The 22,504-nt window shown below is 37.4% G+C and carries 22 protein-coding genes; 6 read left to right on the top strand and 16 right to left on the bottom strand.

What is annotated here, in order from left to right; translation table 11 throughout:
- Nucleotides 1-14: 14 nt before the first annotated feature.
- The 6 genes from IM793_RS09475 to IM793_RS09450 form a co-directional block, all read right to left on the bottom strand.
- Nucleotides 15-1,238 (bottom strand): ABC transporter permease, encoded by a 1,224-nt coding sequence (locus tag IM793_RS09475; RefSeq protein ID WP_187594660.1) that lies wholly within the window; start codon nt 1,236-1,238, stop codon nt 15-17.
- A 12-nt stretch (nt 1,239-1,250) separates the two neighbouring features.
- Entirely contained in the window at nt 1,251-1,997 is a 747-nt protein-coding gene (locus tag IM793_RS09470; RefSeq protein ID WP_057933063.1) for an ABC transporter ATP-binding protein, read from the bottom strand.
- Nucleotides 1,997-3,190: an efflux RND transporter periplasmic adaptor subunit gene (locus tag IM793_RS09465; protein ID WP_193420748.1), complete on the bottom strand. Its 1,194-nt coding sequence runs from the start codon at nt 3,188-3,190 to the stop codon at nt 1,997-1,999. The genes IM793_RS09470 and IM793_RS09465 overlap by 1 nt, the downstream gene beginning before the upstream one ends.
- 45 nt (nt 3,191-3,235) lie before the next feature.
- The gene (locus IM793_RS09460) at nt 3,236-4,531 is read right to left on the bottom strand and encodes a TolC family protein (protein WP_193420747.1); all 1,296 of its coding nucleotides are present in this window, start codon (nt 4,529-4,531) and stop codon (nt 3,236-3,238) included.
- A 369-nt stretch (nt 4,532-4,900) separates the two neighbouring features.
- The gene (locus tag IM793_RS09455; protein WP_193420746.1) at nt 4,901-5,923 is read right to left on the bottom strand and encodes an LD-carboxypeptidase; all 1,023 of its coding nucleotides are present in this window, start codon (nt 5,921-5,923) and stop codon (nt 4,901-4,903) included.
- A 653-nt stretch (nt 5,924-6,576) separates the two neighbouring features.
- Nucleotides 6,577-6,738, bottom strand: coding sequence for a hypothetical protein (locus IM793_RS09450; RefSeq protein WP_193420745.1), 162 nt, complete (start codon nt 6,736-6,738; stop codon nt 6,577-6,579).
- Nucleotides 6,739-7,042: 304 nt separating this feature from the next.
- On the opposite strand from IM793_RS09450, the gene IM793_RS09445 reads away from it, so the two are divergent.
- Nucleotides 7,043-8,341, top strand: a complete 1,299-nt coding sequence (locus IM793_RS09445) for a DEAD/DEAH box helicase (RefSeq protein ID WP_193420744.1) — start codon at nt 7,043-7,045, stop codon at nt 8,339-8,341.
- A gap of 158 nt (nt 8,342-8,499) precedes the next feature.
- Here IM793_RS09445 and IM793_RS09440 read toward each other — a convergent pair whose 3' ends face one another.
- The 3 genes from IM793_RS09440 to IM793_RS09430 all read right to left on the bottom strand — a co-directional run bounded on the left by IM793_RS09440 (nt 8,500) and on the right by IM793_RS09430 (nt 11,907).
- A complete protein-coding gene (locus IM793_RS09440; protein ID WP_193420743.1) occupies nt 8,500-9,840 on the bottom strand; it encodes an OmpA family protein in 1,341 nt (446 codons plus the stop codon).
- A 308-nt stretch (nt 9,841-10,148) separates the two neighbouring features.
- Nucleotides 10,149-10,679: an RNA methyltransferase gene (locus IM793_RS09435; protein WP_193420742.1), complete on the bottom strand. Its 531-nt coding sequence runs from the start codon at nt 10,677-10,679 to the stop codon at nt 10,149-10,151.
- Nucleotides 10,680-10,755: 76 nt separating this feature from the next.
- A complete protein-coding gene (locus IM793_RS09430; protein WP_193420741.1) occupies nt 10,756-11,907 on the bottom strand; it encodes a galactokinase in 1,152 nt (383 codons plus the stop codon).
- A 76-nt stretch (nt 11,908-11,983) separates the two neighbouring features.
- On the opposite strand from IM793_RS09430, the gene IM793_RS09425 reads away from it, so the two are divergent.
- Together IM793_RS09425 and IM793_RS09420 are read left to right on the top strand one after the other, a co-directional pair.
- Nucleotides 11,984-13,033 (top strand): aldose epimerase family protein, encoded by a 1,050-nt coding sequence (locus IM793_RS09425; RefSeq protein ID WP_193420740.1) that lies wholly within the window; start codon nt 11,984-11,986, stop codon nt 13,031-13,033.
- A gap of 3 nt (nt 13,034-13,036) precedes the next feature.
- Nucleotides 13,037-13,432: a DUF1398 domain-containing protein gene (locus IM793_RS09420; RefSeq protein WP_193420739.1), complete on the top strand. Its 396-nt coding sequence runs from the start codon at nt 13,037-13,039 to the stop codon at nt 13,430-13,432.
- A 241-nt stretch (nt 13,433-13,673) separates the two neighbouring features.
- Here the strand turns inward: IM793_RS09420 and IM793_RS09415 are convergent, their stop codons facing one another.
- The 4 genes from IM793_RS09415 to ribD form a co-directional block, all read right to left on the bottom strand.
- Nucleotides 13,674-14,534, bottom strand: a complete 861-nt coding sequence (locus IM793_RS09415; RefSeq protein WP_193420738.1) for a nucleoside phosphorylase — start codon at nt 14,532-14,534, stop codon at nt 13,674-13,676.
- 157 nt (nt 14,535-14,691) lie between these two features.
- Nucleotides 14,692-15,306 carry a YigZ family protein gene (locus IM793_RS09410; protein WP_193420737.1) on the bottom strand — a complete coding sequence of 205 codons (615 nt, stop codon included), beginning with the start codon at nt 15,304-15,306 and terminating at the stop codon, nt 14,692-14,694.
- A complete protein-coding gene (locus tag IM793_RS09405; RefSeq protein ID WP_193420736.1) occupies nt 15,293-16,162 on the bottom strand; it encodes a DMT family transporter in 870 nt (289 codons plus the stop codon). Before IM793_RS09405 ends, IM793_RS09410 begins: the two co-directional genes overlap by 14 nt.
- Nucleotides 16,163-17,215 (bottom strand): bifunctional diaminohydroxyphosphoribosylaminopyrimidine deaminase/5-amino-6-(5-phosphoribosylamino)uracil reductase RibD, encoded by a 1,053-nt coding sequence (gene ribD / locus IM793_RS09400; RefSeq protein ID WP_193420735.1) that lies wholly within the window; start codon nt 17,213-17,215, stop codon nt 16,163-16,165.
- 81 nt (nt 17,216-17,296) lie between these two features.
- On the opposite strand from ribD, the gene prmC reads away from it, so the two are divergent.
- Nucleotides 17,297-18,181, top strand: coding sequence for a peptide chain release factor N(5)-glutamine methyltransferase (gene prmC, locus IM793_RS09395; RefSeq protein ID WP_193420734.1), 885 nt, complete (start codon nt 17,297-17,299; stop codon nt 18,179-18,181).
- A gap of 278 nt (nt 18,182-18,459) precedes the next feature.
- Here the strand turns inward: prmC and xerD are convergent, their stop codons facing one another.
- On the bottom strand, nt 18,460-19,359 hold the full coding sequence (gene xerD, locus IM793_RS09390; protein ID WP_193420733.1) for a site-specific tyrosine recombinase XerD: 900 nt from the start codon (nt 19,357-19,359) through the stop codon (nt 18,460-18,462).
- A 49-nt stretch (nt 19,360-19,408) separates the two neighbouring features.
- Between xerD and aroQ the strand changes: the two genes are divergently transcribed.
- Nucleotides 19,409-19,825, top strand: a complete 417-nt coding sequence (gene aroQ / locus IM793_RS09385) for a type II 3-dehydroquinate dehydratase (protein ID WP_025144771.1) — start codon at nt 19,409-19,411, stop codon at nt 19,823-19,825.
- A gap of 133 nt (nt 19,826-19,958) precedes the next feature.
- Here the strand turns inward: aroQ and IM793_RS09380 are convergent, their stop codons facing one another.
- Entirely contained in the window at nt 19,959-20,972 is a 1,014-nt protein-coding gene (locus tag IM793_RS09380; protein ID WP_193420732.1) for a glycosyltransferase family 2 protein, read from the bottom strand.
- A gap of 5 nt (nt 20,973-20,977) precedes the next feature.
- Nucleotides 20,978-21,850 carry a lysophospholipid acyltransferase family protein gene (locus tag IM793_RS09375; protein ID WP_193420731.1) on the bottom strand — a complete coding sequence of 291 codons (873 nt, stop codon included), beginning with the start codon at nt 21,848-21,850 and terminating at the stop codon, nt 20,978-20,980.
- 39 nt (nt 21,851-21,889) lie between these two features.
- On the opposite strand from IM793_RS09375, the gene IM793_RS09370 reads away from it, so the two are divergent.
- On the top strand, nt 21,890-22,501 hold the full coding sequence (locus IM793_RS09370) for a WbqC family protein (protein ID WP_193420730.1): 612 nt from the start codon (nt 21,890-21,892) through the stop codon (nt 22,499-22,501).
- The last annotated feature ends 3 nt before the right edge of the window (nt 22,502-22,504 follow it).

Raw genomic sequence — 22,504 nt, 5'->3', positions numbered from 1 at the left:
ACTAGTGCTGATCGCTATTCGTATCTTAATGCATCAATCGGATCTAAATTAGAGGCTTTTTTAGCTGGATAATAGCCGAAGAAAACACCTGTAATGGCACATACAACAAAGGAAATGATGATTGAAGATTCTGCAATTAAAATTGGCCAGTTTAAGAAATAGGAGATGAGGTATGCTGAACTTACCCCCAATATCACGCCGATAATTCCACCGGTGATACTAATTAATATGGCCTCTATTAAAAATTGCATCAAAACATCTTGTCCACGAGCCCCGATAGACATACGCAGACCGATTTCGCGGGTACGTTCGGTAACCGAAACATACATAATATTCATAATTCCAATACCACCGATAAACAGTGAAATACCTGCAATAGCGGTTAAAAGAACGGTAAGCATGCTGCTGGTTGAACTGATGGTGCTAATTAACTCGGCCTGTGTACGAACCTGAAAATCGTCGGTTTCTGCCGCAGTTAACCTGTGGCTTTCTCTTATAGCATCCGAAATTTCGGTTGTAGCAGCTGCGCTCGAAGCTTCGGTAGTGGCAGAAGCATAAATACTCTGTAGGTAATTGGTTGCCGTAATTCTCTTTTGTACAGTAGTAAAAGGGGCAAGGATAATATCATCCTGATCCTGGCCAAAATTACTCTGTCCTTTAGGTTCTAAAATACCAATTACCTGAAAAGGAATATTTTTAAACCTGATGATCTGCCCGATTGGGTTGCTTCCGTCAGGAAATAGGTTATCGATTACGGTTTTACCCAACAGGCAAACCTTGGCAAAGCTTTTCACATCATTTTCAGAAAAAAGAATACCATCCTGAAGTTTTAATTGGCGGATGTTCAGATAATCCGGACTCACCCCTGTAATGGTGGTTGGCCAGTTATAACCACCTTTAATGGCCTGTCCGCTGGTAGAAACCACAGGCGATAAACCATTTATATTTTTAGATTGTAATTTTTGAATCGCTGTAATATCTTCCAGTTTTAAAGTCTGGATGCTGCTTCCCTGCAAACGTACACCACCAGGTTCATTGCTTTGGGGCATGATGGTAATCATGTTCGAACCCATTCCTGATAACGAAGACCTGATACTTTGTTTCGAACCTTCACCAATGGCCATCATGGCAATTACCGCGGCCACACCGATAATGATGCCAAGCATGGTTAAAAAAGCACGTAGCTTATTTCTTTTTAATGCCCTAAAGGCAATCTTTAATAAATTTATAATGCTCATGATCTTCTCAAATTAGTAATCATCCGATTCTGGTAAATTGGCAAGTGCCTCTTTGGCCGAACGTTGATTTTGGTTAATGCTGTCCTTTTGGATTTTTCCGTCGCGAAGCATAATGGTCCTGGTACTAAAAGCAGCAATATCAGGCTCGTGTGTTACAAAAACGATGGTTTTCCCTTCTGCATTCAGCTCCTGCATCAAAGCCATAATTTCATAAGAGGTACGCGTATCCAGGTTTCCTGTAGCTTCATCGGCCAAAATCATCACCGGGTGATTAACTAAAGCCCTGGCAATGGCCACACGCTGCTGCTGACCGCCAGAAAGCTGACTTGGGGTATGATCAAAACGCTCGGCAAGTTTTACCGATTCGAGTGATTTAATGGCCCTTTCTTTCCTTTCTTCAGCCGTGATAGTTTTGTTGTAAAATAGGGGCAACTCAACATTCTCCAGTGCCGATGTTCTGGGCAACAGGTTATAAGCCTGGAAAACAAAGCCGATCTTGGTATTACGCAAACCAGCCAGTTCGTCACGGTTTAAGCTTTTCACATCCACACCATCAAGCAGATAACTGCCTTCAGTAGGCTTGTCTAAACAACCCAGAATGTTTAAAAGTGTCGTTTTACCCGATCCACTACTGCCCATAATGGTTACAAATTCACCGGCCTTGATATCAAAAGTGATGCCTTTCAAAGCCCTAACGGTTTGATCGCCCATTACAAACTCACGTTTTAAATCGTGTATATCTAATATCTTCTGTTCCATTATTTCCTTCTGTTACCGCCTGGGCGTTTTGGCATAAAAGGACTAGATTGACCTTGTGCTGCCGCCTGACTTTTACCCATGCGCTGTGAACCTGTAATCACTACATCTGCTGCTGCTAATCCTGATAAAACTTCAACATGTGTATTGTCGTTTATACCGGTTTTAATTTTCTTCTGCACCAGTTCTTTAGGACTTTTTTGTACCCAAACATAAGCCTCATCTGCTCCGGCAGGTTTCCTGTCTGGATTAACCCAGGTCATTTGATATTTACCCGCTAAAGTTGAATCCGGAGCAAATTTTATAGCCTTGGTAGGGATAAGCAGCGCATTATTCACCTCTTTAGTGAAGATGGTGATGTTTGCTGTCATACCGGGTTTTAACTTATTCGCATCATTTGAAGTATTAATGATGGTTTTATAAGTAACCACATTAGAGGAAATGGACGGACTTAACCTGATTTCCTGTATGGTGCCTTTAAAGGTATCGTTTAAAAAGGCATCAACGGTAAACGTTGCTCTTTCTCCCTTTGAGATGTCGCCTACATCTGCCTCATCTACAGAGGCTTCTACCTGCATTTTGGTCAGGTCTTTCGCAATACTGAAAATGGTTGGTGTACTAAAGCTGGCCGCTACTGTTGTTCCTTCACTAACACTTCTTGAAAGCACCGTTCCATCAATGGGAGAATAAATGCTGGCCAGTGACAGATTCTTTTGAGCAGAAGCAAGTTGAGCCTTAATGCTATTAACTGATGCTTTTGAAGCATTATAGGTATATAGTGCATTATCATAATCGGCTTTGCTCACCGCACCAACCTTATATAGGTTACTTTGCCGGCTGAAATTGCCCTGCTGATAAACCAATGCACTTTGAGCACTTACCAGATTGGCCTGATATTGATTTACAGTAGCTTCGAACAGGGTTTTATCCAATTCGGCCAATAACTGTCCTTTTTTAACTTTCGAGTTAAAATCGGCATAAAGTGTTTTAATAGTTCCCGAAACCTGTGTACCTACAGCTACGGTATCTACCGGTTGCACCTTTCCTGTGGCTGTAACATTTTCTGAAATATAACCCATTTTAGGTTTTTCGGTTTCGAGAACAACCACCTGTTCTTTTTTGCGCAGCGCGAAGTACCAAACAGCAAATAATGCAACTGTGATACCGATGATAATAAATATTGTTTTCTTTTTCATGATTCAAATATTAAGTAGACTAGGCGGTAGCCATCATCATGTATTTTAGTTAGTAATAGGAACTCCTGTATAAAAGTTATAGATCTTGGTGTAAAGACTTGCTGTATATTTTGCCTGAACAAAGGCCTGTAATGCCTGCACATATAAATTTTTCTGTTGCAGGTTTTCTACAATGTTATTGGTACCTTCTTTTAAAGCTGCGTTAGAAATCCTTAACGCCTCGCTTGTATATTTAAACTGCTCTTGCGCAGCGGCATATTGGCTGTTTGCATTTTGTACGTTAATGTAAGCGCGTTCTACATTTTGAGTCAACGTTGTTTTAGCATCTAATAGTGATAAACGGGCCTGCTCAATACCAATATTTGCTTTCGCCACATTTGTTTTGGTTACTTTTCTATCAAAAATCGGAATGGAAAGTGTTAAACCTAAGTTTTGATAAAAACTATTATTTAACTGGTATCCATAACCACCGATATTATTATTGTTATAGCCTGTATTTAGCGATCCTCCTAAACTCAGCGTTGGGCGTAAGGTTGATTTTGCTTTGGCCAGTTCGGTGCTTTGAAGCTGGATATTCAATTCTCCGCTTTTAATTTCCGGACGGGTACGCAAGGCTTGATCTTGTGCCGAGGCTAAATTATCCAATGCTGGAGCAACGGCAACGGTATCGGTTGTACTTACTTCGAAAGGTGTCGTTGTAGGGATTTGCAACAGTTGCTTTAAGGTTAAAATATTTTGCTGTAAAGTATTTTGTGCAGTAACCAACGTATATTTATCGTTGGCATAAGTGGCCTGCAACTGCAATAAATCTTTTTTGGCTATGGTTCCAAATTTAAATTGCTGTTCTGATTGTTTAACCTGGGCCTCGCTGGTGGTCAACAGATCTTTTAAATAAGTGATATTTTCTCTGGCCAATAAAATATTCAGATAGGCCTGGGTGATGGAGATGGTAATATCGTTTTTAGCTGCTTCTACCGATAAATTTGCGGTTTGCAGACTGAGTTCTTTCGACTTGATATCGTTTTTTAAATAACTTCCATTGTAAAGCGTCATATCTGAACTTAAGCCAAAACCACTTGTATTTTGCAAACCGGATTTATAATTGGTAATGGCTTGTGAAACATTTCCCGATAAATTTGGGAGTACAGCGGCTTTTGAAGCAATTAAATTTTGCTCAGCAGTTTGCGAACTCAGCTTTAAGGTATTGATGCTGATGTTTTTTTCTTTGGCATACTCGATAGCAGTTTTCAGATCCCAAACCTGTGGGATATCCTGAGCTCTGGTTTTGTAGCCCGCACCAAGCAAAATGAGTGCGACAATATATTTAATGTATCTGCTCATGGCGAATAAATTTTGTGTCTATGAACTATTGATCACAAAAATATATCCGGTTAAGACCGCATTTTAACAATTGAGACCAATGCAGAAAATACTGCGACGAAAGGTTAAAACTTTGAGATCACTCAAAATTTATGATTTAATATAAAGTTTAGTTTGTCTGTTTTTTGGATCAGTTAGGCATCATAAGTTTAACTGAATTTCATATCAGAGACATCGTCATGCTGATCCGATAGCTATAGGGTTTATTTTACAAGTAGAAATAGTGTTTTCAATTGTCTTGTAGCTACTACATGGTCAGCATCTTTTCTGCAATAAAGACCCCGAAATAAATTCGGGGTGACGATCGGATATATAAAATATTGATGTGTGTTAAACCGTTCGTAATACCGACCCGGTTTCATTTACTATAAAAGCATGTCGTACACCACATTTCAATGCAAAATTATTACGTTGGTGACCAACCGGAAAATCGAATGCGATAGGATAGGCGTATTCTTTTACCTTTTCGAGTACAATATCATAAATGGTTTTGCCAAATTCTTCGCCTGCATCATCAGGTTTGATTTTAAAACCACCAACGATTAATCCCTTTAGGTTTTTCAGTTTGCTGCTGCGTTTTAGGTTCCATAACATTCTGTCAATGCTGTAGAGGTATTCGCCAGTATCTTCGATGAAAAGGATTTTACCTTTTGTATCTAAATCAGAATCGCTATCCGCCAGTGTTTCGATGATACTCAGGTTTCCGCCTACTAAAATGCCATCAACTTTTCCTTGTCGGTTATTTATGTTAAGAGGGGCGGTGTAACCCATTTGCTCACCAATTAAAGCATTTTTTACAGATAAAATTGTTTCAATCTGTATGGGTTCGGCTTTACTCCAATCATTAGGAAAACTATTGCACATTTTGGAGTGGATAGAGGCAATGCCATAATTCTTGGCCAAATGGCAATGTAAAACAGTGATATCACTAAAGCCAATAATCCATTTTGGCTTTCTCTTGAACAAAGAGAAATCAAGTTTATCGATTATCCGTACAAAACCATAACCCCCACGGGCACACATAATGGCATTTATATTTGGATCATTGAGCATTTGCTGAAAATCCGCTAACCTTTCATCATCGGTACCGCCATAAGTAAAATCGCGTTTGCCAATGGTATCGCCTACTTTTATGGTAAAACCCCAACTTTGCATTTGTAAAACAGAAGGCTGAATCTGTTCCAGGGTAATGTATCCCGCCGGACTTGTTATTCCAATAGTATCGCCAGGTTTCAAGTATGGTGGGATTTTAAACGATGAACTTTCATTGTCTACGGTATTTGCCAAGGTTTTAAAAGCAGGAAATACAGTTGCAGCTGCTATAAATGAAGAAAGGAAATGTTTTCTGTTCATCTAAAATAGGGTAGTGGAATTGATATGGCTAAATATATGATTTAAAATTCTTGCATAAAAGAAAAGGGATTTATATCCATAAATCCCTTTTTTAAACCAAACAAATTAATCTGTAAAAGATTAGTATAATGTGAATTATATAAATAACCACGAATGAAATAAAATGTTTTGAGATTTTGAAAAAAGATTAAAGCACCTAATATTCATTTGTTCATGAAAGAACTTTCTGTGAGATCATTTACTTTTCTGAATCACTGTATTTGCTAAATAGCCCTGATGGAAACGGAAATACTTTTTGGCTACACAATATTGTATTTGCGAATACATTTCCAAAAAGATTGCAGTGAACAGCAGGACCAACCCCTGACCATAGGCACTGAAACTGCGCTTCTAAATAATCAAAAAGTCAGGATATTTAATGGAGATCCTTCGCAGTGCTCAGGATCACAGCATTTACGTAAAAGGTAAAGGCTACCCATCGCGGATAGCCTTTGCTAACAACAAAACAAATATAAGATAACCAAATCTTGCCTGATTGAGCAGAATCAGGATAAAGTGTTATGAGATACACTTTGCGGCCTAGTAATGGATTCGAACCATTATAAAGAGTTTATGAAACTCCAACCTTCCCATCGGTCAACTGGCCGTTTTTTTTATAATTGCTTTAATGCCAAATAATCTCTTATTTCTAAAATTTGTTCTTTATTTAAACTATCTTCATCCGTTACAATCATCGGTTTTTCAGTTTCTGTTTGCAACGGATAAATGAGTTTCGGATATTCAACTATGGCTGGGTACTGAAAATAAATCGACATGATTTTATTGTTTAATTGTTCAACATATTTTTTGTTAATGATTAATGATGAGCAAATATAAAAATAAGTATATAAAATCTATAGATTTAGTAGTTTTTATACTGAATAATATTTTAACTAGCTCATTTTCAGTATAATAATTTTTATTTCATGTCAATTTTATTGAAATATTGGGCTGAAGTTGATAACCCTATCATGAATAGTTCAATTTTTCCTTCTGATCTATTTTCAAGCCTTTAAATTCAATTTCAGAAAAGCTAATTATTTTAAGGATATTTGCAGTTCAAACATTAAAATAGTAATTGTGTCTTTAGATAAATTAAAACTTAGCAAACCACTTGTAACGGCCATGACTGATGCAGGATTTTTAACTCCAAAAGAAATCCAGTCCAGAACAATGTCGCGTATTTTAGGTGGACAAGATGTTATAGCGGTGGGGCCAGAGGGTTCGGGAAAAACTACAACTTATGTTTTAGCTACTTTAATGAAGTTGAAGTACGCTTTTGAGGAAGCACCAAGGGCTTTAATTTTAGTACCAGATGCAGAGCATGTAGATCATGTTTTGGAACAATTTAAATTATTAAACCGTAATAGTACATTTAGAATTTTAGGAATTGATAGCCGTGGTGCTGTTGATACCCAAATGAATGAAATAACAGATGGCTGCGATATTATTGTAGCAGTACCAGACCGTGCCCGTGCCTTGTACCTTAAATTGGCACTAAACACGAACAAAATTCAGTTGTTTATAGTAGATAATGCAGAGCTTATTGTTAAAAAAGGCCTGCAATTACCAGTTGTAGAATTAGCTAATAGTGCTTATAAATCTCAGCATGTGGTGTTTACCGAGGTAATGCACGAAAAATTGAACCACATGATTTCGCCATTCATGAAAGATTCTACCACAACCATTGAGGTTGATGAAATAGGCGAAAAGCAGGCGGAAGTTTATCAGCAGATGCTTTATCTGGTACCGAATTTCAGAACAAAGCTAAATCTGTTAACCTTATTATTGGGCGATACTGAAATTTTTGATAAAGTTGTGGTTTTTGTAAATACACGTTTAACTGCACAAACAGTTTATAAAAACTTTAATCAGCATAAAGAAGGTGAGATCAGTATCTATCGCTCGCTGTTTTTTGATGATAAAGGTTATGATGATATTGAAGACTTTAAAGATAATCCTGAAGCCAGAGTTTTAATCGTAGCTAACGAGAATTTAGGCGAACTTAATATTGAAGGGATTCCTTTTATCGTGCACTTTGAATTGCCAGAGCAGAAAGAAACTCTAATTCAGCGCATTGTTAAACATGGCGATGAAGATGTAGTGGCCATTACTTTTTCTACCGATATTGAATTGATTGAGGTGAAAAAAATTGAGCAGGCTATAGGCCAGAAATTGGAGGTAATGGAATTACCTGAAGATTTGAAAGTGGTTGATGCTGCTGATAAGCCGAAGAAAAAGAAGGGTGCCGAAGAAGATGAATCTTCTGAGCGCGGCGCTGCATTTCATGAAAAGAAAGCCAGCAACCTAAAAAACTACAATTATAGTGCAGGCACTAAAGCCAAAATGACTTATAAGAATAAAAAGGGATTGTCTTAACAACGGGGCGTCACGCTGATCCGATAGCTATCGGATTTATTTCAGGGTCTATTCTGCCAATAAAGATCCTGAAACAAGTTCAGTATGACGATTCTACTATATAAAAAAGCTCCTCAGAAATTAATCTGAGGAGCTTTTTCGTTAACCGTTATTTACGATTAGTATAAAGTAAACTCTACACGACGGTTTTGTTGACGGCCAGCTGCAGTTTTGTTTGTTGCAATTGGTTGGTCAGGTCCGTAACCTGTAGCTTCAATTCGTGATGCATTTGCACCTTGAGATACTAAGTAAGCTTTCACTGATTCAGCTCTGTCTTTAGATAAACGTAAGTTTAACTCTCTACCACCAGTATTATCAGTATGACCAGCTAATTTTAAGCTAAAGTTTTTATCTACCAATAAACCAGCTACACGGTTTAAAGTAGCATAAGATTTAGAACGGATAGTTGATTTACCCAAGTCGAATTCTAAGTTAGAAATCGCATCTTTAACCACTTTACGATCTTCTTCAGTAATTACTCTGGTTTCTTTAATTACTTCACGTTTAACTTTGATTGGGCAACCAGAACCATCAACAACTGTACCTGAAGCAGTGCCAGGACATTTATCGAATTTGTTAGCTACACCATCATTATCGTCATCGCCAAGGTCTTTAGCATACTGCTCTCTATCGCGTTGTGCATTTTGCTCAGCAGTAGATAATGCTCTTCTTAATTCAGCACTTTCTTCAGCACTTTGCTGACGTAAGTTAGCCAATGAACTGTAGTTTTGTAATTGAGGTTTTTCTTTACTGCCTAAAGCAAATTCTAAACCTGCGTGTGCATAAGCAAATCTGTCGTTAGCACCAGTGTTAACTCCATCAAATTTAGCAGATTTAACAAAATTTACATCGTAACCTAAATCTACATTAATACCTTTGGCAACACCCAATTTAAAACCAGCACCTACTGGTACAAACCAGCCTTCTCTGTAATAACCAGCATCTTGTGTATTCGCTGGCATAGTAGTAGCACCAGATGACATATAACCAGCACCGGCTTTCAAGTAAGGGATTATTACTGCATTTTCGTTATTGATGTTAATGTTGGCAACGTTCCAAACTGCTGATAAAGCTCCAGACCATTGGATGTTAGTTTTGTAACCTGTGTTTGCGGCGTAAGTAGTATTTCCTGCAGCATCAACACCATTTGCCATTCTTAATTCTTCAACTTTACCAGCAAGGAAATCTGCCTGGATGCCTAATTGAGGTAAAATTTGTTTTTTAATGTAACCACCGTAACCGATGTGTTCTACTGGAGTTTGAAATTGGTGATTAGAGTTGCCAAAAATAGTTCTTGGGGTTAGCAAACCTCCATGTACACCTATTGACCAGGTACGGAACTCTTTAGGAGAGAAACGTCCAGTGGTGCTCGTAGTCGTTGGTGTATCCTGGGCAAACAATTGTGATGATAAACCCAATAATGCAACCAACATTGTTGATTTTGTAATTCTCGTATTCATGTTATTCTATTTTTTAATATTAGTGTGTTAACAGTTTTTTTATCGTACTGTTTTGCATGGTCTAAGAAAAAATCTTGCCAAACACCATATATCTTACACAAATAGCATGTTATCAGAAGATTACGAGTGTAAATTAATTTCACAAAAATGTTACTATGTAACTGAAATATGTTAGTTTTTGTATAGTATTCTGAACAAAAACTAAAAAAGGTCGTTTATGAAGTCATTAAAATTCTACTTTTCTTTTGGGGTTTTCTTATTGCTCAATAACATCTCTTTATTTTTCGTTGTGAAAAAATTTGGATAAATTACAACCTCAGTTTAGCAAAGAAATCCCAAAACACTATCCCGGCAGAAATTACGATGTTAAAAGAATGTTTGGTGCCAAATTGCGGAATTTCGATGCACTCATCAATTTTAGCCATTACCTCATCGTTCACACCATCAACTTCATTCCCGAAAATAAGCGCATATTTTTTATTGGGATCGGGTGTAAAAGTATTTAGCATCGTGCTATTCTCTGCCTGTTCAATGGCAATAATTTCATATCCTAAATCCCTAAGGGCATCAACAGCCTGTAAAGTGTCTGTATAGTGAATCCAATCTACAGATTGAGTAGCACCCAGAGCCGTTTTTTCAATTTCGCGATGTGGTGGTTGTGCAGTTATGCCACAAAGAATCACTTTTTCTAAAGCAAATCCATCAGCAGTACGGAATATTGAACCTACATTGTGCATGCTGCGCACATTATCCAAAACCACTACAACAGGCAATTTTTCCTGTGCTTTAAACGCTTCAATATCCGGACGGTTTAACTCGTCTAATTTTAATTTTCTCATTATTTTTAAAAGTGATTACACCGATGAGGCATAATGCCGAATCTGTGTTTATTTGTGCACATCCGTTGTTAATATATTACAACTTAATTGGACCATTACCAATTTCGCTAATATAAATTGCAGCAGGATAGCCGATATTAGCTACGTAATAATCTGTTAAGTGTTTTGCAAAGTCTTCTTCGTAACCTTTCTCCAGCAATGCAATTGCACAACCACCAAAGCCAGCGCCGGTCATTCGTGCACCGATTACATGGTCATAGCCGGTACAGAAATCTACTACAGCATCCAGCTCTTTTCCGCTTACTTCATATAGTGTTCTTAACGATTCGTGTGAGGCATACATCAAGCGGCCAAATTCTTCCAGGTTTCCGCCGTTTAATGCTTTAGCAGCCAAATGAACCCGATCATTTTCTTTAACTACATGCGTTGCACGGTTTAAAATAGTTTCATCTGTTATTAAATGGCTGTGTAAAGCAAACTTTTCAGCATTAAGCTCACAAAGATAGTGAAGTGTAATTTCTTCGTTTAATAGCTTTAAGGCTGTTTGACATTCAGCAACACGTTCATTATATTTAGAATCTGCCAGTTCGCGCGGTTTATTGGTATTGATGATGGCCAGCACATAATTGCCTAGATCAATATCAACCATTTTATATTTTAAAGTCTCGCAGTCTAAAACAATCGCTTTGTTTTTTTCGCCGAAAGTAACCGCAAACTGATCCATTATGCCTGAGTTTAGGCCAATAAAATCATTTTCTACCCGTTTGGCAATCTTAACAAGATCTAATCGGTCGTAAGCCAGGTTAAAATAACTGTTTAAAGCATAAGCCGTAGCGATTTCAATCGATGCAGAAGAAGAAAGCCCTGATCCGATGGGGATATTTCCATAAAAAAGAAAATCCAGTCCGGTGATCTCTTTTCCATCTTTGATCATTTCATTAATTACACCTATAGGATAATTGGTCCAATGGCTACCATCTTTTCCATTAAAAACATTGCTTTCAACAGTCGTTTCCATCTCGAAATTCAGGCTCTTAAACCTAAATTTGTTTTCATTATTAGGCGCAATGGCCAACCAGGTTCCCAGGGTAATGGCACAAGGCATTACTAAACCGCCATTGTAATCAATATGCTCGCCAATGAGGTTAACGCGACCGGGTGTAAAATATAGGGCATCGGCTTTTTTATGGTATTGCGCTGCAAATTTTTCCTCAAGGTTAATATTCATTTGGCTAAAATATATTTATTAAAAGCATTAATAGTAGTATGTTTGTTTAGGATACAAAAGCCCTAAGTTACAATTTATGAGCGTTCAGCAAATACCTACCGGAAAAATTATTGATGGCGAAGAAGTTATCGCAATCGAACTAACCAATAGTAAAGGCACTTATGTTAAAATATTCAATTATGGTGCGATCATTAATAAATTCATCGTTAAAAACGTCAAAGGCGAAATGCAGGATATTGTATTGGGCTTTGATTATTTCGACGAATACCTTAATCCGGATTACCTAACCCAGTATCCATATTTGGGTGCTATTGTGGGGCGTTATGCCAACCGCATCAAAAATGGCCGGTTTTCCATTGATGGAGAAGACTATCAACTGGCACAAAATGCTGGTACTGATACGCTACACGGCGGTATAGAAGGCTTTGATAAAAAAGTTTGGGATATTGTTGAAGTGGGCGAAGGGCAACAATCGTCGGTTACCTTACAATATGAAAGTGTGGATGGTGAAGAGAATTTCCCAGGCAACCTAATCATCGACCTTACTTTCGAACTTACCGAAAATGATGAGTTGATTTTAAGTTATGAAGCAGAGACTGATCAGGCTACTGCAATCAATTTAACACACCATGGTTATTTTAACCTGGCTCCTGAAGGTGGAAACGTCAAAAACCATAAGCAACAGATTTTCGCTTCAAATTACCTTGAGCAGGACAGTAATTATTCTGTAACGGGCAAATTGATCCCTGTTGAAGGTACGCACATGGATTTTACAAAATCTAAAGCGATTGGGCAGGATTGGGATGAGGAAGAAGGTTACGACCAAACTTACGTTCTGGATAAAATCTATGGCGATTTATCGCTGGCAACCAAAACAATTGAAGAAGAAAGTGGTTTAGTTTTAAGCGTATATACAACAGAACCGGTAGCACATCTTTATACCTCAAAATATTTGGATGTAAAAAATGGTAAAGGCGGAAGGGATTACGACAGTTTCGGTGCTTTTTGTGTGGAAACACAGCATCACCCCAATGCAATAAACATCCCTGAATTTCCAAGTACCATATTAAGACCAGAAGATTTGTACACGCAAACAACCATTTACAAAGTTTCATTAAACAAATAAATTATGTTCACCATCGAAAACATCCGGGCAGCAGAATCAAAAATTAAAACTGGTGCAGATTTCCCGCAGTTTATAAAAGAAATTAAGGAATTGGGTGTTAAACGGAACGATGTTTATGTGAGCAATGGTTTATCGATCTATTTTGATGACGAAGATAATGCACAACAGGTGAGTCCTGATGAATATCCAACTTTGATTATCAATGAAGAATCTTCTACAGGAAAATTGGAACACGCTTTAGAAGTACATCAACAAGGTGAAACAGATTATATTACCTTTTGTAAACAGGCGGCAGATGCGGGAGTGGAAAAATGGGTTACTGATCTTGATGAGATGACCTGCACTTATCTGGATACAGAAGGAAATGAACTGGTAAAAGAGAAGATACGAATAGTATAAACATGGAGGCCCGAAATTTCGGGCCTTTTTATTTCTCCAAAATCATCTCGACCGAAATATAACACAGTGGAGAGATCTTTTAAGAAGATTTATTTAAGTGGAGTCAGATGTTACCATCTGACTTTCAGTTTTTCGGATAAGTTGTTAATTTTAGTGCTTTATAGGTTATTAATGGTTTATTTTAACCACCTGAGACTTCTTAGTGCACTTGAGGTTATACTGGTTGATTGATCAGCCTTAATTAAATCCTTTCCAACACCGTTTTAATGGCCTGTTCTACAATTTTATCAGGCTCATTACTGAATTCGAATTTCACGCGACTGGCCAAAATAGCATTTACAGAAAGTGCTTTATGCCCCAAAACTTTTGCTAAAGCGTAAATCCCTGCTGTTTCCATTTCTAAATTGGTAATGCGATACTGGTTGCTCTGGAAACTATTAATAAGTCCGATGAAATTGGGAACTGCATTTTTTGCCCTTACTATCCTGCCTTGTGGAGCGTAAAAACCCGGAGCAGTAATGGTGATGCCATGAACCATATCTTTGCCAATGGTATTTAACAGACCTTCATCCGCAGCTGTTAAGTAGGGGTTGATATTTTTTAAATGACCAAAATGTATCTTGATGTCATCCATTAAAAGTTGCTCATCGCCAGATAGTTGCTGCAGGTAATAATTCATTAAAGCATCCATACCCAAACCATGGGAGGAGGCTAAAATGGTTCCCATGGGGATATCTGGCTGAACGGCTCCTGATGTGCCTACACGGATAATATTCAGTGAGGTCAATTCTTTTTTTACCTCGCGGGTTTCGAAATCGACGTTTACCAGTGCATCCAGTTCATTAAAAACGATATCAATGTTATCTGTACCGATACCTGTTGAAAGTACAGTTACCCTTTTTTTACCTATATAACCGGTGTGGGTAATAAATTCCCGCTTTCCTTTTTTAAATTCTATCTGGTCGAAATATTTACTCACTTCGCCAACACGGTCTGGGTCGCCAACGGTAATTACGGTATCTGCAATATCTCCGGGCAGAAGATTTAAGTGGTAGATGCTGCCATCAGGATTAATGATTAAGTCGCTTTCGGATATTTTCATGTTTGGTTTGGTTTTGCCCGCAGATCTCGCTCATGGAAACAGATTTATCTGTGCTGATCCCTTTTATCTGTGGTTACTAATTATTTCTAGTTCCTTTATACATTTTTTTTGTTCTTGCAGATTTCGCTGATCAACGCAGAACTAATGTTTGTGGCTATTAAATTGTGTGTAGATATTTTAGTTTAACACCTTCAATTTTATCAAATTTACTCAAAACCTGATTGAGTTGAGCCTTTCTTACCTCAAATTTCAAGATACAATTGGTATCAAACTGTTGCGCTAAAATCTGTAAATTTTCCTCTTTGCTCAACTTCATTACATCATTCATCTGTAGGTATTCGAAATGAGCTTCATACACATCATTAACCGTTTTCGCAATAATTTTTGAAGCTTTAATGGCTTCTATACTAGCATTTTTGTATGCGTTAATTAAACCCGGAACTCCTAGTAAGGTGCCACCAAAATACCGTACGACTACAATTAATACATTGGTAATATCTTCTGATAATAAACAATTAAGGATTGGCCTGCCGGCGGTACCAGAAGGTTCTCCATCATCATTCGTTCTATAAACAGACCGATCTGGCGTTAAACGGTAAGCATAACAAAAATGATTGGCCTTTGCATTAGTAGCACGCAGGTTCATAATGATTGGCTTTACTTCTTCTTCACTGCGGATTGGATAGGCATAAGCAATAAATTTGCTGCCTTTATCACGAAATATACCTTCTGAGGCACTTTCGATGGTTTTATAGGTATCATCGAACAGCATTTTGCGATAATGTTATAAAGATAACAGCAGCGATAGCCAAAACTATCCCTACATAATTCAGTTTAGTTAATTTTTCTTTAAAAGCAATTATGCCAATTAAGGTACCTGCAATAATTACCCCTAAATTCATGGCTGCAAAAACGGTAGATGGATTTTCAGCCAATGCCTTATGAGCCTTCATGTAAAAAAGAATGTTGCCAAAGTTAAAAAAGCCCAAAATCAGTCCACAAACAACATTAACCAATTGTAATTTTATTTTTCCCGAAATAACCATGGTGATCACAATGAGCAGCGATACGACGAATGAAAGGAAGAAAATGGTGAAAAGCGAAGTTGTATAAGGCAGTTCTTTATATAATGCAATTTGTTTAAAAAGGACATCGATTACGCCAAAACCGACAAAAACCATAATAGGGAAAAGCAGGCTTCCTTTGCTGCCTTTTTCCTGATCGGATTTTCGTAAAAAAGTTAAGAAAATAGCAACGAAACCTATCAAAAGGCCAATAATTTTAAGATTATTAAAATCTTCTTTAAAAATAAAATAAGCCGCCAGTATCGGAATAAATAGCGACAAGCGTTGTGCAATGTCGGTTTTAACAATGCCAAGATTCTTTACTGATGCAGCAAGGAATAAAAATATCGACGGCAATAAAATAGCCAGTGCAACATAAATAGGCCATGGTGCGGTAGAGGTGATCAGTTTGACATCGGGTTTAAAAAAAAGAAAACATAAGCTTAGTGCAGCAAGATAATTAATGGTAACGGCTTGAATAATACTGATTTGGTACCGTTTTGCCAGCTTTAATAATACAGCTACGGTAACACTACAGCAAATGCTTAAAATAATGTAGATCATTTATTTGATGTCGTTTAGATAGATAGAGAGTTTGTCATTTTCAATTTGTATGGTTTCCTGGAGACTTCCATTAATGTTTGGAGAAGAAACCCCATCACTCCAGCTGGTAGATGAAGTAAAAATACGTGCTTCATCCCATAGGTTAGTATTTAAAAATTGATTTAAAATATTGGCGCCCCCTTCAATAATTACAGATTGTATATCCATCAGGTAAAGTTGAAAAGCGATTTTTTGTGCTAAATAAAAGTGCATGTCTTCCATCTGGATATAATGGATATTGTCAACAACATCTGTTTTAACCTCATTAAAGATAATGGTTTTGGCCGCTGCATTAAAGATATGATTGCTTAGTGGCACCTGAAGGTTTTTATCGATGACGAGACGTATGGGGTTTTTACCGGGCCACTCACGGGAAGTTAACTGTGGGTTATCCATAATCGCAGTCTGTTTGCCAATCAGGATTGCATCTTCTTCGCTACGCCATTGGTGTGCCAAACGTTTGGCTAAAGCTCCGCTGATCCACTTCTGGTGACCATCTTTCGTCGCGAAATAACCATTCGCAGTTTCTGCCCATTTTAAAATGATATATGGCCTTTGTTTTTCGATCCTGGTAAAAAACCTTCTGTTGAAATAACGGCAATCATCGTCCAGAATTCCACTTACTACTTCAATTCCAGCATTTTTTAGTTTTTCGATACCTTTACCATCAACCCCTGAAAAAGGGTCTCTATTGCCAATAACCACCTTCTTTAGCTGGTGTTTTACCAATAAATCTGCACATGGAGGCGTTTTACCAAAATGTGCACAGGGCTCCAGGTTAACGTAAGCAGTAGCTTGTTCTAATAAATTTTCAGCCTGATCCCCGTATTTATCAAATACAGCTTTAACGGCATTGGGTTCTGCGTGCGATTTTCCATATTCCTGATGATATCCTTCTCCAATAATTTTGCCGTCTACAACAATCACACAACCAACCATTGGGTTCGGACTAACGTTCCCCAAAGCTAAGGCCGCCAGGTCAAGACAACGTCTTATATAAAATTCATCGCTCATTAGCGCAAAAGTAGTAAAAAAAGAGTCATGGCTCTTATCAAAAGAGCGCTGTTATCATCTCAATTAAGTAATTTTGTATGTATGAAGGTAAGAGAATTAGCCGAACATTATGAACTGGAACTTGGCGCTTTATATGATCGTAATGAAGCAAAAGCATTATTTACTATTGCAGCCGAGAAGGTTTTAGCGCTATCTTCAGGTAAACTGATCATGCAAAAGGATATCGACATCAGCTTTATCAATATGCAAAAACTATTGAGTATCCTTAACGACCTGCAGATAGGAAAACCCATTCAGCATATTCTGGAGGAAGCACATTTTTACGGTTCTGTTTTTAAGGTTAACGAACAGGTGCTTATTCCAAGGCCTGAAACAGAAGAATTGGTAGATTGGATCATTTCAGTTTGCAATACTCAGTTTTCAGTTAACAGTTTTGAGTCACCAAAAAAGCTAAGTATGCTTGATATTGGAACTGGATCTGGTTGTATACCAATAACCCTTAAAAAACACTTACCAAAAATTCAGGTAACCACATTGGATGTATCTGCTGATGCTATCGAAGTTGCAAAACAGAATGCCCGGCAAATTGGTGTTGAAATCAATTTTATTACAGCAGATATTTTAACATTTCAATCTGAAGAAAAATTTGATGTTATCGTAAGTAATCCGCCGTATATCAGAAATTTAGAAAAAATAGAGATGCATAACAACGTATTAGTATATGAACCACATCTAGCTTTATTTGTAAGCGACGAAAACCCTTTAATTTTTTATAAAGCAATCGCTGATTTTGCAAAAACCAATCTAAAACTTAATGGACAACTTTTCTTTGAAATTAATGAATATTTAGGTAAAGAAACAGTAGAAATGTTATCTGGTAAAGGCTTTAATAATATTGAGTTAAGGAAGGATATGCAAGGGAAGGATAGGATGGTGAAAGCAGGGGTTTTGATGGAAGAGGTGTAATGGAAAATGGATGATGGAATCGAAACCAATAATCAACTTCAATTATCAATTTCTACCACTATGGGACTTATCGATGAATGCTTAATGTCCTTAACTTCTTAATGGTGAGGAAAATGTTATTGAGTCAGGTGTCCGAAAGTCAGGAGATATAGCGCAGGGAAAAACCATTTCGGCAAACTTTGTGCCTTTGTGGTTAAAAAAAATGCCATGGATACACCGAAAATTACTCATTTGGGTAGACAGCTTAGCCATCACCATGATCTAAAAACCATCAACACCTAAGACCTCGGATGAAACTGCGTAATTACCTCTCTCAAATAATCTCTATCAATGTGCGTATAAATTTCTGTAGTGGTAATGCTCGAATGGCCCAGCATTTCCTGTACCGCACGCAAATCAGCACCACCTTCAATTAAATGTGTCGCGAATGAATGCCTTAACGTATGTGGACTGATTGTTTTCTTTAATCCAGTAGAAATTGCCAGGCTTTTAATCAGGTTAAAAATAGAAATCCGTGAAAGCTTAGCGCCAAAACGGTTTAAAAAGATAAAATCTTCATGTCCTTTTTTAATATTTGCATGTACCCTGACTTCATTAATGTAAATATCGAGCAGTTTTAAGGCTACACCTCCAATGGGTACCAAACGCTCTTTATTTCCCTTTCCAATTACTTTAATAAATTCGATCTGCGGAAAAAGACTGGAAATTCTAAGTTCTGTTAGTTCGGTAACACGTAAGCCACAGCCATATAATACTTCCATGATGGCTTTGTTCCGCATCCCTTCGGGTTTTGAAGCATCTATTGCAGCGATCAGCTCATTAATTTCGTGGATATTAAGCGTGTCGGGTAATTTTCGGCTCAGTTTGGGCGCTTCCAATAATGCAGTAGGATCATTACTGATTATATCTTCGAGCATTAGATAAGAGAAAAAAGCTTTTAGTCCTGATATTACCCTTGCCTGTGTACTTGCAAGCATGCCAAGCTCATTTAACCATGAAATGAAAGATTTTAGGTTGATTATGGTAATGTCGCTTAATTTGGGTTCTTCATTTAAAGATTGGAAATACTGGATCAACTTATCAATATCATTGAGGTAAGCTGCTATAGAATTGCCAGATAGCGACCGCTCTAACTTCAGGTATGACTTAAATCCTTTAATATATGATGACCAAAGCATGCTTTTATTTGAGATTTTTTATAACATTGCAACGTTACAACATTATATTATGAAAATACAAATTATTAATGGCCCAAACTTAAATCTATTGGGCGTTCGTGAGCCATCTATCTACGGAAATACCAGTATTGAAGATTACATTAAAGAATTAAAATCAGTTTATCCGGAGATCGAAATTGAATACTACCAAAGTAATGTGGAGGGCGAAATTATTAATAAACTACATGAAGTAGGTTTCAGTTATGATGGGGTAGTGCTTAATGCTGGTGGTTATACGCATACTTCTGTAGCCATTGCAGATGCTATAGCTGCCATTAAAACGCCTGTTGTTGAGGTACATATTTCAAATATCTATGCACGCGAAGAATACCGCCATGTTTCGTTGACGGGGAAAAACTGTCAGGGTGTTTTAACAGGATTTGGAATGAAAGGATACCGGCTGGCGATCGAAAGTTTATTGGTTTAATCTATTCTGATATTAAACTGTCAGATGGTAACATCAGATGGCACTCAAATTTAAATCGTCATTTTCGCGCGGGTAGGAATCTTAATGCAATATGCTTTAAAAATTCAATGGAGTTTAGAATGACGAATCTGTTTTAAGTTAATTTTGAAAAATATTTAACTTTCTTAATAAAAAATGCCCATACAACACTGTTATTGTACACCCCCGTATGTTTCGTGTATTCTTTTTGAACGGCTTTACGTTTTTTATTGGTTTTTGATAAAGACTTAAGAAAATGCCAATGGCCTTTGGTCACTGCCATTGTAAATTTAGGTTTCCCCGTTAGCAGAAAATGCCACCAGGCAATAAAATCAATAAACATGCGAATAGTAATCCTGAAAATGGCATCACCTGCAGGAAGGTTTTTCTGCATGATAATGAGGTTATTCCTGAAATTGAGGTAAGTTTTAAATGGATTTTCTGTCTGTAAAGTTCCGCCACCAACATGGTACACTTCAGCATCCGGACAATACATAATTTTGTAGTCCAGGTTTTTTAAGCGCCAGCACAGGTCTATTTCCTCCATGTGGGCGAAAAGATCGGCATCCAATCCACCGGCTTCTCTCCAGCATTTACTTTTGATAAAAAAGGCTGCTCCACTGGCCCAAAAAACTTCTTTTTGTTCATCATATTGACCGTTATCAAACTCATAAACATTAAAAAGTCTTCCGCGACAGAAAGGAAAGGCATAAATATCCAGGTAACCTCCGGCAGCGCCTGCGTATTCGAACTGTTTTTTATTTAGTTGCCATTTAATTTTGGGCTGTGCTGCTGCAATCTGAGCATCACTTTCCATTAGGCTGATGATAGGTTTGATCCAGTTTGGAACAACTTCTACATCCGAGTTGAGCAAAATAAAGTAATCGGCTTCTACACGTTCTAAAACCTTATTATAGCCTCCTGCAAATCCACAGTTTTGATCGTTTTGGATAATTTTAACAGTTGGGAAGTTTTCTTGTAAAAATGAAACTGAATCATCTGTTGAAGCGTTATCGCCTACAACAATTTGCAGGTTATCATACTCAGAAAGCAAAATTCCGGGTAAAAATTGCTTTAAATATGCTTTTCCATTCCAGTTTAAAATTACAACGGCTACTGATGGCTTCATTCTTTTTATTCGGGTTTAAATTTCCAGCGCTTATGGCTCCAGAGCCAGTATTGAGGCTGTTCTTTTATAATGTTCTCTAAAAATTTAAAGTGCAGGTCAGTAATCTCAAATTCTTCCATTTTTTCAGGTTCGAGGCACATGGGCAACACTTCTACATGGTAATAACCTTTTTTAACCACACTTACCTTAAAGTAATATATCGGTCTTTTGGTCGATTTTGCAATTTTTTCTACACCTAAAAGTGCAGCAGTAGGCTGATTTAAAAAATCTGCAAAATATTTGGTTTCTTCTCTGGTGGGAGATTGATCACTTGCAAAACACAAAAGCGTAGGTTCATTTTTATAAGCGGCCATGCCACGTAGCGTTTGTCGCATAGCAATGAAAACATTGCCATACTTGGTGCGCATACAATCAAACCAGGTTTCGAAAATTTTATTTTTGATGGGTTTAAAAATGACCATGGTTTTGGCCGATATGCTCAATCCAAGTGCTAAAGTACCTAATTCCCAATTGCCATAGTGCCCTGTACAGGCCAGTACACTTTCACCTCTTTTAAAATGAACTTCCAATTGTTCCAATCCGGTAAATTTTACCCTTTTTAAGGTTTCGGTTTTCGAAATACTGGTCATTTTGATGATTTCAAAAATAAGTTCGGCCAGGTACAAGAAAAACTTTTTCTCTATGACCTTTATTTCAGCAGCAGATTTTTCGGGAAAAGAATGGGTTAAATTTTGTCTGACAACTTTTTTTCGATAGCCTATTACGTAATAAAGCAGATAATATAGTAATCTTGCAAAAAAAAACAACAAAGGCAGGGGGAGCAGCGATAACAGGTACAAAAAAAATACGCCAACATGCGCAATCCCTCTTTTAATCATTATTTTTAAAACGTTTCAGCTACAAACATAAATTTTCAAATGCAGAATACAGCTATACTTCCATTATTTTATCTTCCGCCAGTAGGTTATTTTAGTTTATTGCAAAAACTGGGAGAGGATTTTTTAATTGAAAAACATGAACATTTAGCCAAGCAGACTTACCGTAACAGGGCCAGTATTTATTCGCCCAATGGCAAACTTGATATTACCGTTCCAGTGGTTAAAGGTGCTAAAACACATACGAAAATGAAAGATGTACGGATCAGTTACGATTTTAATTGGCAACGTTTGCATTGGTTGAGTTTAGAAAGCTGTTACCGGAGTTCTGCTTATTTCGAGTTTTACGAAGATGAACTCTCGCGTTTTTATACCAACAAATTTGAATTTTTGTTCGATTATAACTTCGAACTTTTAGAGTGGCTGAACAAAAAGCTAAAATTGAATAAGAGCTTTGGGGTAACGGGCGAATATTTTGATGACATTAAACCAGAATTGGATTTCCGTTCGATCATGAACCCTAAAAAACAGGAAGATATTGTAAACAATAAGTCCTATTATCAGGTTTTTGAAGATAAACATCAATTTTTACCCAACTTAAGCATTGTTGATCTGTTATTTAACCAGGGCCCCCAAGCCCGGCTATATTTGTAACAT

It is taken from the genome of Pedobacter sp. MR2016-19 (genome assembly GCF_014947265.1).
In the GTDB taxonomy this organism is placed as follows: Bacteria; Bacteroidota; Bacteroidia; order Sphingobacteriales; family Sphingobacteriaceae; genus Pedobacter.
Note: the sequence above shows the minus strand (reverse complement) of the source record. Positions and strands in the feature narration are given on the sequence as shown.

What these genes read in the sequence shown, in the direction of transcription:
- aroQ (WP_025144771.1), top strand. Translation starts at nt 19,409, where the DNA reads ATGAAAATACAAATTATTAATGGCCCAAACTTAAATCTATTGGGCGTT.
- IM793_RS09370 (WP_193420730.1), top strand. Translation starts at nt 21,890, where the DNA reads ATGCAGAATACAGCTATACTTCCATTATTTTATCTTCCGCCAGTAGGT.
- IM793_RS09430 (WP_193420741.1), bottom strand. Translation starts at nt 11,907, where the DNA reads ATGAATATTAACCTTGAGGAAAAATTTGCAGCGCAATACCATAAAAAA.
- xerD (WP_193420733.1), bottom strand. Translation starts at nt 19,359, where the DNA reads ATGCTTTGGTCATCATATATTAAAGGATTTAAGTCATACCTGAAGTTA.
- IM793_RS09460 (WP_193420747.1), bottom strand. Translation starts at nt 4,531, where the DNA reads ATGAGCAGATACATTAAATATATTGTCGCACTCATTTTGCTTGGTGCG.
- IM793_RS09425 (WP_193420740.1), top strand. Translation starts at nt 11,984, where the DNA reads ATGAGCGTTCAGCAAATACCTACCGGAAAAATTATTGATGGCGAAGAA.
- IM793_RS09470 (WP_057933063.1), bottom strand. Translation starts at nt 1,997, where the DNA reads ATGGAACAGAAGATATTAGATATACACGATTTAAAACGTGAGTTTGTA.
- IM793_RS09380 (WP_193420732.1), bottom strand. Translation starts at nt 20,972, where the DNA reads ATGAAGCCATCAGTAGCCGTTGTAATTTTAAACTGGAATGGAAAAGCA.
- IM793_RS09420 (WP_193420739.1), top strand. Translation starts at nt 13,037, where the DNA reads ATGTTCACCATCGAAAACATCCGGGCAGCAGAATCAAAAATTAAAACT.
- IM793_RS09375 (WP_193420731.1), bottom strand. Translation starts at nt 21,850, where the DNA reads ATGATTAAAAGAGGGATTGCGCATGTTGGCGTATTTTTTTTGTACCTG.
- IM793_RS09465 (WP_193420748.1), bottom strand. Translation starts at nt 3,190, where the DNA reads ATGAAAAAGAAAACAATATTTATTATCATCGGTATCACAGTTGCATTA.
- prmC (WP_193420734.1), top strand. Translation starts at nt 17,297, where the DNA reads ATGAAGGTAAGAGAATTAGCCGAACATTATGAACTGGAACTTGGCGCT.
- IM793_RS09435 (WP_193420742.1), bottom strand. Translation starts at nt 10,679, where the DNA reads ATGAGAAAATTAAAATTAGACGAGTTAAACCGTCCGGATATTGAAGCG.
- IM793_RS09455 (WP_193420746.1), bottom strand. Translation starts at nt 5,923, where the DNA reads ATGAACAGAAAACATTTCCTTTCTTCATTTATAGCAGCTGCAACTGTA.
- IM793_RS09450 (WP_193420745.1), bottom strand. Translation starts at nt 6,738, where the DNA reads ATGTCGATTTATTTTCAGTACCCAGCCATAGTTGAATATCCGAAACTC.
- ribD (WP_193420735.1), bottom strand. Translation starts at nt 17,215, where the DNA reads ATGAGCGATGAATTTTATATAAGACGTTGTCTTGACCTGGCGGCCTTA.
- IM793_RS09410 (WP_193420737.1), bottom strand. Translation starts at nt 15,306, where the DNA reads ATGCTGTTCGATGATACCTATAAAACCATCGAAAGTGCCTCAGAAGGT.
- IM793_RS09415 (WP_193420738.1), bottom strand. Translation starts at nt 14,534, where the DNA reads ATGAAAATATCCGAAAGCGACTTAATCATTAATCCTGATGGCAGCATC.
- IM793_RS09440 (WP_193420743.1), bottom strand. Translation starts at nt 9,840, where the DNA reads ATGAATACGAGAATTACAAAATCAACAATGTTGGTTGCATTATTGGGT.
- IM793_RS09405 (WP_193420736.1), bottom strand. Translation starts at nt 16,162, where the DNA reads ATGATCTACATTATTTTAAGCATTTGCTGTAGTGTTACCGTAGCTGTA.
- IM793_RS09475 (WP_187594660.1), bottom strand. Translation starts at nt 1,238, where the DNA reads ATGAGCATTATAAATTTATTAAAGATTGCCTTTAGGGCATTAAAAAGA.